Annotated in this window: 14 protein-coding genes; 4 read left to right on the forward strand and 10 right to left on the reverse strand. The window is 70.2% G+C overall.

Annotated elements, in window-relative coordinates:
- Nucleotides 1-9: 9 nt before the first annotated feature.
- Together AC07EJ_RS24585 and AC07EJ_RS24590 are read right to left on the reverse strand one after the other, a co-directional pair.
- On the reverse strand, nt 10-1,905 hold the full coding sequence (locus tag AC07EJ_RS24585; RefSeq protein WP_478884933.1) for an HEXXH motif domain-containing protein: 1,896 nt from the start codon (nt 1,903-1,905) through the stop codon (nt 10-12).
- Nucleotides 1,899-2,138: a hypothetical protein gene (locus AC07EJ_RS24590; protein WP_389479205.1), complete on the reverse strand. Its 240-nt coding sequence runs from the start codon at nt 2,136-2,138 to the stop codon at nt 1,899-1,901. Before AC07EJ_RS24590 ends, AC07EJ_RS24585 begins: the two co-directional genes overlap by 7 nt.
- A gap of 508 nt (nt 2,139-2,646) precedes the next feature.
- Here AC07EJ_RS24590 and AC07EJ_RS24595 point away from each other — a divergent pair.
- Complete coding sequence (locus AC07EJ_RS24595) at nt 2,647-3,858, forward strand: hypothetical protein (protein WP_478884934.1); 1,212 nt, start codon at nt 2,647-2,649, stop codon at nt 3,856-3,858.
- A 17-nt stretch (nt 3,859-3,875) separates the two neighbouring features.
- Here the strand turns inward: AC07EJ_RS24595 and AC07EJ_RS24600 are convergent, their stop codons facing one another.
- On the reverse strand, nt 3,876-4,415 hold the full coding sequence (locus tag AC07EJ_RS24600) for a type III secretion system chaperone family protein (RefSeq protein ID WP_389479200.1): 540 nt from the start codon (nt 4,413-4,415) through the stop codon (nt 3,876-3,878).
- A gap of 126 nt (nt 4,416-4,541) precedes the next feature.
- On the reverse strand, nt 4,542-7,157 hold the full coding sequence (clpB, locus tag AC07EJ_RS24605; RefSeq protein ID WP_478884935.1) for an ATP-dependent chaperone ClpB: 2,616 nt from the start codon (nt 7,155-7,157) through the stop codon (nt 4,542-4,544).
- A 139-nt stretch (nt 7,158-7,296) separates the two neighbouring features.
- Here clpB and AC07EJ_RS24610 point away from each other — a divergent pair, with 139 nt between their 5' ends.
- On the forward strand, nt 7,297-7,710 hold the full coding sequence (locus tag AC07EJ_RS24610; RefSeq protein WP_389479196.1) for a pyridoxamine 5'-phosphate oxidase family protein: 414 nt from the start codon (nt 7,297-7,299) through the stop codon (nt 7,708-7,710).
- A gap of 135 nt (nt 7,711-7,845) precedes the next feature.
- Here the strand turns inward: AC07EJ_RS24610 and AC07EJ_RS24615 are convergent, their stop codons facing one another.
- Nucleotides 7,846-8,193, reverse strand: a complete 348-nt coding sequence (locus AC07EJ_RS24615; RefSeq protein WP_389479194.1) for a hypothetical protein — start codon at nt 8,191-8,193, stop codon at nt 7,846-7,848.
- Nucleotides 8,194-8,502: 309 nt separating this feature from the next.
- On the opposite strand from AC07EJ_RS24615, the gene AC07EJ_RS24620 reads away from it, so the two are divergent.
- Nucleotides 8,503-9,486, forward strand: a complete 984-nt coding sequence (locus AC07EJ_RS24620; RefSeq protein WP_389479192.1) for a helix-turn-helix transcriptional regulator — start codon at nt 8,503-8,505, stop codon at nt 9,484-9,486.
- 23 nt (nt 9,487-9,509) lie between these two features.
- A complete protein-coding gene (locus tag AC07EJ_RS24625) occupies nt 9,510-10,484 on the forward strand; it encodes a helix-turn-helix transcriptional regulator (RefSeq protein WP_389479190.1) in 975 nt (324 codons plus the stop codon).
- 650 nt (nt 10,485-11,134) lie between these two features.
- Here the strand turns inward: AC07EJ_RS24625 and AC07EJ_RS24630 are convergent.
- The 5 genes from AC07EJ_RS24630 to AC07EJ_RS24650 form a co-directional block, all read right to left on the reverse strand.
- Entirely contained in the window at nt 11,135-12,265 is a 1,131-nt protein-coding gene (locus AC07EJ_RS24630) for a substrate-binding domain-containing protein (RefSeq protein WP_393589272.1), read from the reverse strand.
- Nucleotides 12,266-12,631: 366 nt separating this feature from the next.
- Nucleotides 12,632-13,096, reverse strand: coding sequence for a heat shock protein transcriptional repressor HspR (locus tag AC07EJ_RS24635; protein ID WP_393589274.1), 465 nt, complete (start codon nt 13,094-13,096; stop codon nt 12,632-12,634).
- Nucleotides 13,097-13,100: 4 nt separating this feature from the next.
- Entirely contained in the window at nt 13,101-14,294 is a 1,194-nt protein-coding gene (gene dnaJ / locus AC07EJ_RS24640) for a molecular chaperone DnaJ (RefSeq protein WP_389479183.1), read from the reverse strand.
- 27 nt (nt 14,295-14,321) lie between these two features.
- Nucleotides 14,322-15,026, reverse strand: coding sequence for a nucleotide exchange factor GrpE (gene grpE / locus AC07EJ_RS24645; protein ID WP_478884936.1), 705 nt, complete (start codon nt 15,024-15,026; stop codon nt 14,322-14,324).
- A partial coding sequence (locus tag AC07EJ_RS24650; protein WP_478884937.1) for an Hsp70 family protein occupies nt 15,023-15,543 on the reverse strand: 521 nt, incomplete at its 5' end. The genes grpE and AC07EJ_RS24650, both read right to left, overlap by 4 nt.

The raw sequence follows: 15,543 nt of genomic DNA on the forward strand, positions 1-15,543 counted from the left end.
GGGGCGGGGTCAGTGCTGTGGCACGTCCGTCGCGGGCCGCGGGGTGAGCCCGGGGATCCGCGCGGTCCAGCGGGCCAGCTCCAGCGGATCGGGCGCCTGTGTGCCGCGGGCCCGCTCGTCCAGGGCGAGTGCCCGCACCAGCTCGGGGCGGTGCAGCAGGGCCGTGGCGGGGGCGCCCTCGCTGGACGCCTCCAGGGCGAGACCGAGGCCGACCCAGGCCGGGCGGGTCCCGGGGGCGGCGGCCAGGACGGCGCGGTAGCGGTCGACGGCCCGCGCCGCGTCCGCCGGCCCGCCGCGCAGGAGGCACATGTCCGCTTCGAGCAGGTCCGGGGACCGTTCGACCCCGGAGAGCCGTGAGCGGGTGTCCGGGGTGAACGTTCCTGCGTCGGCGAGATGCAACCGCCGTAGCTCACAACGGAGTTCGGGCAGGCGCGGCGGCGGGTCCGTGCGCAGCCGGGACGGCGGGGCGGTCGCCTCTTCGGCCGGGCCGCCGCCACGCCGGTGGTCGGCGAGCAGCCGGGTGGCGGCCGGGTCGGGCGCGAGGTTGTGGCTGCACCACGTGGCCCGCAGATCGGCCAGCTCCGTCCGCGCCGCGGCGAGGGCCTCGGCCGGTACGTCGTCGTCGGCCCACGGGGCGGTCTGGCGCGCCATCCCGTCGACGAAGGCCCGGCCCCACGGGGTGAGTCCGGGCTGGGCGTCCAGCGTGCGCAGGGCGATGGCCACCGCGTCGCGCCACACGGCGAACTCGAAGTGCGCGAGAGCGGCCTTGGGGCCGGTCAGGGCGTGCCGTTCGCTGCGCCAGAAGTCGGCGACTCCGGTGAACGCGTACGTGCCGTGCAGCAGGCCCCACGGGGGGCGCGGGTCGGTGCGCCAGGGTGCGTAGAGCAGCGTGTCCGCCCGGGGTCCGCCCGCGGCCCGGTCGACGAGCTGGATCTGGTGGCTGAGGCCGTTGAGCACGGAGTGCCGCGACTCGTGGACGAGGGTGACCGCGAAGTCGACGGCGTCGCGCGGCAGCGAGACGAGGACGCTGCCGAACGCCTCGGCGTAGGAGGCGCTGGAGGAGCGGAAGCGGGGCATGCCCGGCAGCGGCACGAGCGAGTTCAGGACGAGCGGCACCGCGCGGGCCGCGTCCGGGTGCCGGGCCCCGAGCAGTTGTGCCGCGTCGTGCAGATGCCGCTGCCAGGTGTCCGACTCCGCGTCGGTGAGCGGGGCCGGGGGCGGCCAGGGGGACCGGAAGTCGCGGTAGGGGTCGGCATCGTCCAGCAGGACACCCGTTCCCGGCTCGCGCGGGGTCCAGCTCAGCAGGCGCGCCGGGTGCCAGCCCGGGGCGGGCAGGTGCAGTGCGGCGGGCAGTTCGACAGTGTGCGGGCCCAGCGTGACACGGGCTGCGCCGCGGCCGTCCGTCTCCAGCGTGGCGACGTCGTGGTCACCGAAGGCGTCGTCCAGGACGGCGTACCCGACCGTCGGCAGGACCACCTTGCCCGCCGACGCGGGTACGCGGACGCGTGCGGCAAGTCCCGCCCGCAGCGCGGCCGCCGCGGCGAGCGCGTGCGCGTAGCCCGCCTCACGCCACAAGGGGGGCTCGCCGGGCCGGGACCCGGCGCCGCCCCGCAGCCGTCCGAGCAGGCGGACCGCCCAGACCCCGACCGGCGGGTGCCCGAGCACACTCGCCACGGCTTCTGGCCGGTGAGCCTCCGCGCGGGCCAGCAGGTCGAAGGCGTGCGCCAGCGGGGGCAGCGGTCCCGCGCCCTCGCCCGCCTCGCGCTCGGCGGCGGCCAGGGCCCGCAGCATGAGCATGCGGCGGCTGCGTTCGGCCGCCGCGATACGGGTCCCGGTGGGCGCGGTGATGCGCCCGGTCGCGATGGCCTCCAGATCGGCAACCGGCACGTGGTGCCGCGTCAGCACGGCAGGGCGGGTACGTCGGGCGCGTCGGGCCGGGCGGCGGCGGGGATCCGGGCGCGGGGTCCGGGCGGCCCGTGTTCGTGCCGCGGTTCCTGGGGGGCCGTGCCGCCGCGCCGTCCCGAGCTGAGGTACGGATTCTCGGTGCCGCCGCCCACGACCTGCCCGACGGCGTCCTCCGTCAGATGGTCGAGCAGAGCGTTCTGCGCCTCCGTCACCAGTGGGTCCCTCAGTGCCATGGCCTCCTGAAGGCCCCAACGGCTGAGATCGACAAGACCGGTCTCGATGTCAGTCGTAGAAGTCCTCACGTCAAACTTCCCCCTGTCGGCTCCCGCTCGCGGCCCCGCGGCGCAGACCCACCTCCTTCCCATAGTGGCCCGTGGTCAGCCGCGCCGAAAGGGGCTCCGGTGGCCATCAAGGCTTGAATTGTTCGATTCATGGCCGGGGGAGACGGCATCCGGTGCCGCGGCGCACCCTTGGACAGGTGCTCAACTGGCGTGCCTCGTGGGGGAATTGATGCGTTCCGGGATGCGTTCCGGGATGTGCTCCGGGATGTGCTCCAGAGGTGCGGGTCCCCATCTCGGCCCCGCACCCGGCTTCCGCGCCGCCCGGACGCGTTCCTGACGGACCGGCACGGACCCTCCCCGCGCCCCGTTGTCACGCAGCCGCGCCGACCGTCCCTCATCCGCACCCGTGCGGACCCTCCCGGCTCGCGCGCCCCGCGAGGTGCCAGCAGGGTGCGGAGATGTGACCCAGCAGCAACTCGCCCCGGCCCCCGCCACCGTCCCCGTCGCGGAGCCCGGCCCCGGACCACGTTCCGGCCCGGCCCGGCTCAGGGCCGCCGCCCCCCTGCTCACCGCACTCGGCCTCTTCGCGGCGGCCCGGCTCACCGGAGTCGTCGTGATGGCCGTGACCGCCTCGCTGACCGGCAAGAGCACAGGCGTCCTGCTCGGCAGGTCCTGGGACTCGCTCTGGTACCTCAGGATCGCCGCGGACGGCTACGGCCGCTCCGTCCCCTACCGACCCGGCATCATCTTCAACGACCTCGCGTTCTTCCCGCTCTACCCCGGTCTGGTCCGCGCACTGGGGACCCTGCTCCCGCTCAGCGGCGGCGCCACGGGGATGCTCATCGCCTGGACCGCGTCCCTGGCCGCCGCGGCCGGGATCTACGCGATCGGGGTGCGTCTGCACTCCCGGCCCGTCGCCGTCCTCCTCGTCCTGCTGTGGGGGCTGCTGCCGCACTCCGTGATCCTCACGATGGCGTACACCGAGCCGCTGCTCACCGCCTTCGCCGCCTGGTCCCTGTACGCGGTCCTGACCGGGCGGTGGATCTGGGCGGGCACGCTCGCCTCGCTGGCCGGCATCTCCCGCCCCAACGGGTTCGCGGTCGCCGCAGCGGTGCTCGTGACGGCCGCGTACGAGGTGATCACCAAGCGCGGCAGAAACGTTTCCCACAGGCTGTGGACAGGCGCCGCGCTCGCCCCGCTCGGCTGGACCGGATACGTCCTGTGGGTCGGCTTCCAAAGGGGCGATCCGCTGGGCGGCTACTTCGCCGTGCAGCGGGACTGGGGCTCGCGCTTCGACTACGGCGTCGGCGCGCTGCGCGTCGTACGGCATCTGCTGCTCAAGGGCGACCCCTTGGTCTACCCCATGACCTTCGTGCTCGTCGCCATCGCCGTCCTGCTGTTCGCGCTGCTCATCGCCGAGCGGACGGCCCCGCTGCCGCTCGTCGTCTACAGCGGCGTACTCCTGCTCATCGCGCTCGGCGGCTCCGGCTTCTTCCCGTCCAAGCCGCGCTTCCTGCTGCCCGCGTTCCCGCTGCTGCTGCCGCTGGCCCTGGCGCTGGCGCGAACGGCGAGAGCCCGGCCGCTCAGCGCCCTCCTGGTGGTGGGCGCCCTGGCCGGGCTCTCACTTACGTACGGGACGTATCTGGTCGCGTTCGCGCACAGGCCCCTGTAGGCAGTTACGGAAACTGCCTACTCGTCGTCGGACGGCTTCTCGTCGTCGGCGGCCGAGTCCACGGCCTGCTCCAGGCCGAGCTGTTCGACCAGCCAGCGGTCGAACTCGATGGCGGCGCGCACCCAGCTGACCGTCGACGACACGAAGTGCTCCAGGCTGACGCCCGTGCCGATGAGCATCTGCGCCTCACCGATGAGGCGGACCGTGCCGTCGTCGTGGGTGTGGCTGTAGACCTTGGGCCACAGCGTGCGGCGGTTCCAGTCGTCGATGGTCTCGAGGAGCGCCGGCTTGGTCTCGAGGTCGTGCGGGCGGTCGTAGAACGTCCGCACCGAGAAGACCTGCTGGTCGTCCTCGCCGCGGAACATGAAGTACGTGCGGAACTCCTCCCAAGGAGCCGCGAGGTCACCCTCTTCGTCGAGGACGTACTTGAGCTCCATCTGCTCCAGGAGCTGCTTGACGAGGTCCTGATCGGGGACGACGGGGCCCGCCGGTCCTGAGCCCTGCGGCTGCTCGGGCTGTCCCCCGAAGTTCGGAATCGAGGACGGGTCGATGCTCACGTGCTTGGTCCCTTCGTACGGATTCCGCCATCCTCCCCCATGCCGGGCGGGAAGTGACAACCCCCGACCGGTTGGATCGGCCGAGTTCCGGCCCCGGACCGGTCCGGGGCCGGCGTTCGCCTTGCGTTACAGCGTCTTTCCGGTGGCCCGGCCCACGATCAGGCCGTCGCCGAAGGCGTCCACGCGGACCGTGTCGCCGTCGGTGACCTCGCCGGAGAGGATCTCCTTCGCGAGCCGGTCGCCGATCGCCGTCTGCACGAGGCGGCGCAGCGGCCGCGCGCCGTACGCGGGGTCGTTGCCCTCGTCGGCGAGCCAGGCCAGCGCCGCGTCGGACACGTCGAGCGTGAGCCGCCGCTCGGCGAGCCGCTTGGCGAGCCGGCCGATCTGGAGCTTCGCGATCCGCTCCAGCTCCTCCTTGTTCAGCGCGGAGAAGACGACGAGGTCGTCGAGCCGGTTGAGGAACTCGGGCTTGAAGGACGCCCGTACGACCTCCAGGACCTGCTGCTTCTTCTCCTCCTCGCTCGTCGTCGGCTCCACGAGGCTGTGTCCGCTCAAGAACTGACTGCCGAGGTTCGAGGTGAGCACGAGGATCGTGTTGCGGAAGTCGACCGTGCGGCCCTGGCCGTCCGTGAGGCGGCCGTCGTCGAGCACCTGGAGCAGGACGTCGAAGACCTCCGGGTGCGCCTTCTCCACCTCGTCGAGCAGGACGACGCTGTACGGGCGCCTGCGCACCGCCTCCGTGAGCTGGCCGCCCTCCTCGTACCCGACGTAGCCGGGAGGGGCGCCCACGAGACGCGCCACGGAGTGCTTCTCGCCGTACTCGCTCATGTCGATGCGGATCATGGCCCGTTCGTCGTCGAACAGGAAGTCGGCGAGCGCCTTGGCCAGCTCGGTCTTGCCGACGCCGGTCGGGCCCAGGAACAGGAAGGAGCCGGTCGGCCGGTCGGGGTCGGCGATCCCGGCGCGCGTGCGGCGCACGGCGTCGGACACCGCGCGTACGGCCTCGCCCTGCCCGATCAGGCGCTTGCCGAGCTCGTCCTCCATCCGCAGCAGCTTCTGCGTCTCGCCCTCCAGGAGCCGCCCGGCCGGAATGCCGGTCCAGGCCGCCACCACATCCGCGATGTCGTCGGGGCCGACCTCGTCCTTGACCATCAGGTCGGCCTTGGACGCCTCCTCCTCTTCCTCCGAGGCGGCCTCCAAGTCCCTTTCCAGGGTGGGGATCTCGCCGTAGAGGAGCTTGGAGGCGGTGTCGAAGTCGCCGTCGCGCTGGGCGCGTTCGGCCTGGCCGCGCAGCTCGTCGAGCTTCTCCTTCAGCTCACCGACGCGGTTGAGGGACTGCTTCTCCTTCTCCCAGCGGGCGGTGAGGCCGCGCAGCTCCTCCTCCTTGTCGGCGAGGTCGCGCCGCAGCTTCTCCAGGCGCTGCTTGCTGGCCGGATCCGTCTCCTTGGAGAGCGCGAGCTCCTCCATCTTCAGCCGGTCGACGGCGCGCTGGAGCTCGTCGATCTCGACGGGCGACGAGTCGATCTCCATGCGCAGCCGGGACGCGGCCTCGTCCACGAGGTCGATGGCCTTGTCCGGCAGGAAGCGGGAGGTGATGTAGCGGTCGGAGAGCGACGCGGCGGCGACGAGCGCGCTGTCCGCGATCTGGACCTTGTGGTGGGCCTCGTACCGCCCCTTGAGGCCGCGCAGGATCGCGATCGAGTCCTCGACGGTCGGCTCGGCGACCAGCACCTGCTGGAAGCGGCGCTCCAGGGCCGGGTCCTTCTCGATCCGCTCGCGGTACTCGTCGAGCGTGGTCGCGCCGACCATGCGCAGCTCGCCGCGCGCGAGCATCGGCTTCAGCATGTTGCCCGCGTCCATGGACGAGTCGCCGCCCGCGCCGGCCCCGACGACGGTGTGCAGCTCGTCGATGAACGTGATGACCTGCCCGTCGCTCTCCTTGATCTCGGAGAGGACGGTCTTGAGGCGCTCCTCGAACTCGCCGCGGTACTTCGCGCCGGCGACCATCGCGCCCAGGTCGAGCGAGACGAGCCGCTTGTCCTTGAGCGACTCCGGCACGTCCCCCTTCACGATGCGCTGGGCGAGCCCCTCGACGACGGCGGTCTTGCCGACGCCGGGCTCACCGATCAGGACGGGGTTGTTCTTCGTGCGGCGGGACAGCACCTGCACCACGCGCCGGATCTCCTGATCGCGCCCGATGACGGGGTCGAGCTTGCCCTCGCGCGCGGCGGCGGTGAAATCGGTGCCGAACTTCTCCAGGGCCTTGTACTGGCCCTCGGGGTCGGGTGTGGTCACCCGGCGCCCTCCCCTGCTCTTCTCGAAGGCGGCGAGGAGCTTCTTGGCGCTCGCCCCCTGCTCCGTCAGTACGTCAGCGACAGCGCCGCCCTTCGCGGCGATGCCGATGAGCAGATGCTCGGTGGAGAGGTACTCGTCCCCGAGCTCCTTGGCGCGCTGCGCCGCGTCGGCGATGACCGCCAGCAGGTCCCTGTTGGGCGCGGGCGGCGCGACGGTCGAGCCGGTCACGCTGGGCAGCGCGCCGAGGACCCGCTCGGCCCCGGACCGCACGGCGGCCTGATCGGCCTCGACGGCCGTCAGCAGGTCCGTGATGTTCTCGTTTTCCTGGCCCTCGAGAAGCGCCAGAAGCAGATGCGCCGGGGTCAGATCCGCGTGTCCTGCGGACACGGCCCTGCTGGTGGCCGCGTTGATCGCGTCCCGGCTCCGGTTCGTCAGCTCGGCGTCCACGTGCCCACTCTCCTCCTTGCGTCTACCTCTCCACACACTGACCCTGACAGCATACACAAAGTTGAGTCGCTTCCACTCAAGGCTGTGGACCAGTACCCCCAGGCGGGATATGTCCTGGAACGGGGATATCTTCCGGAGCATGGCCAAGCGCAACGACCCCCTGAACCCCGATCCGGCCTTCCTCAGCTTCTGGCGGGAACGGCACCTGTGCACGCTGACGACCCTGCGCCCCGACGGCACCCCGCACGTGGTGCCGGTCGGCGTCACGTACGACCCCGAGGCGGGCCTGGCGCGGGTGATCGCGAACAAGTCGAGCGCGAAGGTGTCACACGTGCTCGCGGCGACGGCGGCGGGCGGGGCGCGGGCGGCGGTCTGCCAGGTCGACGGCCGACGCTGGGCGACGCTGGAGGGCGTCGCGGTGGTCCGCACGGAGCCGGACCGCATCGAGGAGGCAGTACGCCGGTACGCGGAGCGCTACGAGCGCGTGCCCGCGCCCAATCCGGACCGGGTGGCCATCGAGATCACGCTGACGCGGGCTACGGGGAACGGGTGACGGGTGACGGGTGACGCCGGCCCACCAGTGCCTCACCCGGCACAAAACCGCAGCGGCGCCACCGTGTTCAGGTCCACGGTGGCGCCGCTGCAGGGGGGAAGCGCCTGCGCGATTTACAACGCCGGGGGAATCGCGTCAGGCACTGCGGGGGGTGGCTGAGGTGGTGCGACGCGGAACTTCCGGTCCCGCCTCCTCGTCCAGCTGGTGGTCACGCTGGTCGAGGTTGACGAAGACCATTCCGTATCTGATGGCACACCGCACGGGCTGCGGGGCACCCCGAGGACGTCGAAGACACCGGTAGGCCCGGATCTCCTCGTCGTCGAACTCGTCCCGCACGACGACGATCGGCTCTCCGAACAGGGTGACCATCAACGAATCGCCGCGATGGGGAATCGCCGTGGCGAGGTCGATGAAATGCCACCCGGAGCGGTAGGCGGTCGCCATCTCGCGGCGGAATGTTCTGTCGTCGGGGGGAGTGCTCATACGTCCGCGTCCAGTGGAGCGACACTCCAGGAAAGATCCGGAGGCGCGATGCTCTGGCCGGCAGTCGCGTGAGTGGTGGGTGTGCCACTCCAGGAGAGGTCCTGGGTGCCGAAGACACCGAAAGCCAGACCGGCGGAGAAGGCAACAGCCATCACCGAGCGAAGCATTCTCTTGCACATAGTGGGCTTCGTCCTCACTTCCATGGCTTCTCTCCCCCGACTCACTAGACGATGGCTCATTCGGCCATCCAAACACCACAGGAGCGATGCATCATGTTCCTGCACGTTCAGGACCCTGGGGGGTGGAGCTATGGCCACAAGTAACGCACATCGGACACATCCTCATGCCACGACTGAACTGTGCGACGAGGGCAGGCGTCTGTACGCCAGCGCTCTGCGCTCCGGGCGTATCGCCCGAAGCGAAGTGACAGCCGCTCCCTGCCTGATGGATTTCGCCCTTCTCCACCCAGACCCGGATGACGCCACCTGGCTCCGCCCGGTTCCTCCTGCCGCGGCCCTGGCGCAGCGCCTGCACCCCATCGAGCGCGAAATCCAGGAACGGAGAAGCCTGGCGGTCGAACTGACCGATTACTTCGAGCCATTCATGGCCATCAGTGCGCAGGACCTGCCCACCACGCACGCCGTCACCGTGCTCGAAGGAATCAAAAGGATCAATTCGGCGATCGAACTCGCCATCGCCGAGTGCCAGTCCGAGATACTCACGGTCCAGCCCGGCGGCGGCCGCAGCGAGCACTCCCTGACGGAGGCACTCGAGCGGGGCCAGGCGGTCATCGCGCGCGGCATCACCATGCGCACGCTCTACCAGCACACGGCCCGGCACAGTCAGGGAACGCTCGTGTACGCCGAGCACATGGCCAAGGGCAACGTGGAGATACGCACCCTCGAAGAACTCATAGAGCGGCTGATGATCTTCGACCGGACCGTCGCGTTCATACCGGTCCCGGGGGAGAACCCGGTCGCCCTGGAACTCCGGCATCCGGGCCTCGTCGAATACCTGGCCAAAGTCTTCGAGCAACTGTGGCGCCGCGCGGTCCCGCTCCTGGAGGAGACCCCCTACGCACCCCCGACCGACGGCATCACCGGAGTCCAGCGGTCGATCGCCAAACTGCTCATCGAAGGCCACGTGGACGAGGCGATCGCCCGGCGCCTGGGCATGAACGTGCGCACCTGCCGCGCGCACATCGCCAAGCTGGCCGCGGCTCTCGGCAGCGGCAGCCGAGCGCAACTCGGCTTCCTCATTGCCCAGTCAGGCATCCTCGACCAGGATCACTGAATGTCCAGCGAGGAGAGCCACACGTGACTGCCGACGCCCACACACACGGAGCCGAGGAGTTGTGTGCCGCCGGGACGGCGCTGTACTCGCAGGCGCTGCGCGAGGGCCGCGTCAAGGAGGAGGACGCCGCCTCCGTCCCGTGCCTCCTCGACTTCGGGCTCCTGCGCGCGGATCCGAAGGACTCGCAGTGGCTGTGTCCCGTCTCCCCTGCGGTTGCCCTGCCGGGCCTGCTGGGTGCCATCGAGGACGAGATCGCGGGCCAGCGCCGCCGCGAGTCGAAACTCGCCGACACGTTCGCCCCGCTCATGGAGCTCGACGCCCAGCGCGCGGCCGTACACGGCACCCCCGTGCTCTCGGTCCTCATGGGATTTCAGCGGATCAACAACGCCATCAGCGACGCCATGGCCGTCTCCTCGCGAGAACTGCTGACCATCCAGCCGGGCCAGCGCCCTCCCACACTGCTGGCCTCCGTCCTTCGCCAGGAACAGGAACTCGTCTCCCGCGGCTGCCGGATGCGCACCCTCTACCAGCACACCGCACGCCACTCCACAGCCGCGATCGCCCACTACGAGCAGCTGCGGGGTGACGTGGAGGTCCGCACCCTCGACGAGGTCACCGAGCGCCTCGTCCTGCTCGACCGGACCGTCGCGTTCATCCCGGCGAACACGGACCGCACCGTGGCCCTGGAGATACGCCACCCCGCCCTCATCTCCTACCTCGTGACGACCTTCGAACGTCTGTGGCGGCTGGCCACACCCATGTTCCCCGTAGCCGCCCAGCAGCCCCCGGCGAAGGACGGCATCTCCTCCCGCCAGCGCACCATCGCCGCACTCCTCATCGAGGGCCACACAGACGCCGTCATCGCGGAGCGCCTCGGCATGAACATCCGCACGGTCCGCGTCCACATCGCCAAACTCGCGGCGACGCTGGGCAGCGAAAGCCGCGCCCAACTCGGCTATCTCATAGGGCAGTCCGAAATCCTGAGTCAGGACCACTGACCACCAGCAGGGGGCGGCAAGGTGAAGGCGGCACACCGCGCACACGATCTACGGTGACAGGTATGAAGGCGACCGTGCTGTCGAACAGCAGCATCCGCTCAAGCACTTCATCGAGAGTGCGTACCTCCGCCGCGTCACCTACCTGATCGTTCGGACGTCCATGCTCTCGCGGTGCAATATCGCCCCCGAGATCAAGAAAGAATCAGCCTCGTCGCTGAGTGCACCGTCTGGCGACGGCTGGATGTGCCCTGCTCATCTTCCCCGGTGGAGCTGCGCACTGGGCACGCCGGTCTTGCTCGAGCCGTGGATCTGGAACGATCCGTCGCTTCGCACATCTTCGCTCGCGTCGGAAAGCCATAGAGCGTCATCAGGGGGATTGATTGAACGGCGAGCGATTCTGGTTGTGTCAGGGGACGGGCACCAACTGTCGGTAGAGCGGTTACTGACGCAGTCTCGATCCTGCGCACGCGGCACCTGGGATGACACCCAGAACACGTTCTGGCACAGCGCGAACAGACCGGAAGCCACGGAATCCCTACCTCGCTGCCTGCCGCTCAGCAGCGAGGTAGGGGCGTTCCAACACCCCGCCGAAGTTCACGCTCTCGCCCCGACGCCGCACACGACGGGGTGCCGGTCAGCCCGAAGTGCCCCTACTTCGTCAAGCCGGCCGCCGCACACGCGGCCGCGTACTTCGCCGTGCAGATGTCCCCGACCTTGTAGATCCCGTCCTTGACCACCGTCGACTTGATGCTGCTCCGCGTCAGCGGGACGACCTGGACGAGGAGCGAGGGGACATCCGGGGTGGTCGGGCTGTCGACGCGGTCCTTCGTGAGCGCGTTGAACTCGATGTCACGCTGCTGCGCGATGAGGACGGCCATCTGCGCGGCGGTGGACGCCTCCTCGGGGTACGGCTTGTAGACCGTCATGTACTGCTCGCCCGTCACGATGCGCTGCACGGCGGCGAGTTCGGCGTCCTGGCCGGTCACCGGCGGGAGGTCGGTGACGCCCGCGGCTTTGAGGGCGGCGATGACCCCGCCCGCCATGCCGTCGTTCGCGGAGTAGACACCGGCGATGTTCTGCGCGCCGACGGCCTGGATGGCGGCCGCCATGTTCGCCCGCGCGTTCTCCGGCTTCCAGTCGACCGTGTCGTACGACTTCGAGATCGTCACCTGGTCCTTGAGCTCGGCCAGGGCGCCGTCCTTGTAGAGCGCGGCGTTCGGGTCGGTGACCGAGCCGTTCATCATGACGATCCGGCTGTTCTTGGACGCCTTGGTACCGAGCGCCTTGAGGAGCGCCATGCCCTGCACATGGCCGACCTGGTCGCTGTCGAACGACACATAGCCGTCGACGGGGCCCTCGGCCAGGCGGTCGTAGGCGATGACGGGGATGCCCGCGTCCTTGGCCCTCTTGACCGATCCCGCGATGGACTTCGAGTTGACCGCGTCCAGGATCAGTACGTCGACCCGGTCGGCGATCATCTGGTCGACCTGTCTCTCCTGGCGTTTCGCGTTCTGTTCCGCGTTGGCGTACAGGACCCGGCCCTTGCCGCTGGTCAGGTCCTCGACTTCCTTCTTGATGTGCGGATAGTCGAACTTCTCGTATCTTGCGGTCTCCTTCTCCGGCATGAGGACGCCGATCTTCAGGTCCTGGTTCTGCCGGGCGGACGCCTTGCCCGCGGCGTCGTTGTCCGGCTCGATCCAGCTGCTCGAGCACCCGGTGAGGGCCACAGCCATGGCGGACGCCATGCCGACGAGGACGGCGCGCTTCGTACGCGGATTCACTTTCCCTACCTCCCTGAAGTGACCGCGTCGTTGCGGCCGAGGTGGCTGGAAGCCAACTCCGCCGGATACACAGCGTCAAGAGGTGAATCCGTAACGACTCGTGATCGGGTCCGTGTGTTCCGGAGATGAACCCGCGCGTACCTCGGGTAACCCCAGTAGCCGCATGAGGCTCGGCCTCCGCCTCACTCCCGCACCGGGCCGCCCGGTGAGCAAACTCACTGTTCGAACACATGACCTCCGCGCGGTCTTCACCAGCCACGACCCGGCCTGTGCGCGCACGTGAGGGCCCCTTGCGCACGCGAAAGGGGCCGGGAGGTTCTCGCCTCCCGGCCCCTTCCACACCAGCTTCACACCCGCTTGTCCGGGCTATTCGGACGACCGCTTGGGACGCCACACCACCAGCGCGCTCGCCTGCTGGACCTCCTGGTACGGGACCAGGTCCCGTCGGTACGAGGCATGGACGGCGGCCTCGCGCTGCTGCATCGCCGCTGCCGCGCCCTCCACCGCCGAGGACAGTTCCGCCACCCGGGCCTGAAGCGCCGCGACCTGGTTCTCCAGTTCGATGATGCGCTTGATGCCCGCGAGGTTGATGCCCTCGTCCTGCGACAACTGCTGCACCTGGCGGAGCAGTTCGATGTCGCGGGCCGAGTAGCGCCGGCCGCGGCCCGCCGTGCGGTCCGGGGAGACCAGGCCGAGACGGTCGTACTGGCGCAGGGTCTGCGGATGCAGCCCGCTGAGCTGGGCGGCCACCGAGATGACGTAGACCGGAGTCTCGTCGGTCAGCTCGTAGGCCCTGCCAACAAAGGAACTCTGTCGTCGACGGCCGTCCATATGCTCATGCTCCCTTCGCGGCCTGGAACAGTTCTGCCCGCGGATCGGTCTCCGCAGTCGCCTTCCGGTACGCCTCCAGGGCGTCCTTCGCGGCGTCGGTCAGATCCGTGGGGACCGAGACTTCCACCGTGACGAGCAGATCGCCACGGGTGCCGTCCTTGCGGACAGCGCCCTTGCCGCGGGCCCGCATCGTCCGCCCGTTCGGCGTGCCCGGGGGCAGCTTGAGCGTGACCGGAGGCCCGCCGAGCGTGGGGACCTTGACCTCGCCGCCGAGCGCGGCCTCCGGGTAACTGACCGGGACCGTGACCGTGAGGTTGTCGCCCTTGCGGCCGAAGACCGGATGGGAGTCCACGTGCACGACCACGTACAGGTCGCCCGCGGGGCCGCCCCGCTCGCCCGGTGCGCCCTTGCCGCGCAGCCGGATGCGCTGGTTGTCCGAGACGCCGGCCGGGATGCGGACCTGCATCGTCCGGGAGGACTTCGCACGGCCCGAGCCCTTGCAGACCTCGCAGGGCGTCTCCGCGATCAGGCCGCGGCCCTTGCAGTCCACGCACGGGTCGGTGAGCGAGAAGCCGCCACCGCCGCCGCGCGAGACCTGGCCCGTGCCGACACAGGTCGGGCACACGCGCGGAGTGCCGTTCTTGTCGCCGGTGCCGGAACAGGCCTTGCAGGGCGCCTGCGACGACATGCGCAGCGGCACCGTCGCCCCGTCGACCGCCTCGGTGAAGCTGAGGGTGACCTCGGACTCGATGTCCTGGCCGCGGCGCGGCTGCGTGCGCGTGCCGGTGCCCGCGCCGCCCCGGTTGAACAGGCCGCCGAAGACGTCCCCGAGTCCGCCGCCGAACCCGCCGGCTCCTCCCGCCGTACCACCGCCCTGGGCGCCGCCTCCGAAGAGGTCGCCCAGGTCGAAGTTGAAGTTGCCGCCGCCCGGCCCGCCCGGCCCCGGACGGAATCCGCCGTTGCCGAACAGGGCGCGCGCCTCGTCGTACTCCTTGCGCTTCTTGGGGTCACCGAGGACGTCGTTCGCCTCGGAGATCTCCTTGAAGCGCTCCTCCGCCTTGAGGTTGCCCTTGTTGGCGTCGGGGTGGTTCTCACGGGCGAGCTTGCGGTACGCCTTCTTGATCTCGGCGTCGGTGGCGTCCTTGGGGACGCCGAGGACCTTGTAGTAGTCCTTCTCGATGAAGTCCTTCGTGCTCATCCTCGACGTCCCTCCTCTCGACTGACGTCAGCCCTCGTCCGGGCCACCGCTCTCCTTGTCGTCGGCCGCAGCCGATTCCCCACCCTTGGCGGACTCGCCCTTGGCCGGCTGGGCCCCTGGCTGCGGCTCGGCCACGGCCACCCGCGCGGGGCGGATGGTGCGCTCGCCGATCCGGTAGCCCGGCTGCAGGATCGACACGCAGGTCGTCTCGGTGACGTCCGGCGCGTACGAGTGCATCAGGGCCTCGTGGATCGTCGGGTCGAAGGGCTCGCCCTCCTTGCCGAACTGCTGGAGCCCCATCTTGGCGGCGACCATCTCGAGCGACTCGGCGACCGACTTGAAGCCGCCGACCAGCTCACCGTGCTCACGGGCACGGCCGATGTCGTCGAGTACGGGGAGCATCTCGGTCAGGAGGCCCGCGACCGCGATCTCCTTGACCGTGACCCGGTCCCGCTCCACCCGGCGACGGTAGTTCTGGTACTCGGCCTGGAGCCGCTGGAGGTCCGCGGTGCGCTCGCCGAGCGCCATGCGTACCTGGTCCAGCTGGGCCGTCAGGCCTACGTTCTGAACCGTCGAAGCGGCTCCTGCTGCAGCTGCTGCGTCCCCGGCCGGGGCCGCCCCCTCGCCCTTGTCGGGCGAGGGAGCGGCCTTCGGCTCGGCGTCGTCGGGGGTGGCGCCGGAGGGGACGTCAGGCTTGTCGCTCTCGCTGAAGCCCGGGGTCTCCTCCGTCACGCGGCACCGTCCTTACGGTCCTCGTCGACGATCTCGGCGTCGACGACGTCATCGTCAGCGGCCTTGTGGTCGTCGCCCGGGGCGCCGGCCTCGGGACCGCCCGCGGCCTGCGCGCCCTGGGCGTCGGCGTACATGGCCTGGCCCAGCTTCTGCGAGACGGCGGCGACCTTCTCGGTGGCGGTGCGGATCTCGGCCGTGTCCTCGCCCTTGAGCTTCTCCTTCAGCTCGGCGATGGACTCCTCGACCTCGGTCTTGACCTCGCCGGGGACCTTGTCCTCGTTGTCCTTGAGGAACTTCTCCGTCTGGTAGACGAGCTGCTCGCCCTGGTTGCGCGTCTCGGCGGCCTCGCGGCGACGGTGGTCCTCGTCCGCGTACTGCTCGGCCTCCTGGCGCATCCGGTCGACCTCGTCCTTCGGCAGCGAGGAGCCGCCGGTGACGGTCATCTTCTGCTCCTTGCCCGTGCCCAGGTCCTTCGCGGTCACGTGCATGATGCCGTTGGCGTCGATGTCGAAGGCGA

The organism is Streptomyces sp. NPDC045026, assembly GCF_056432625.1.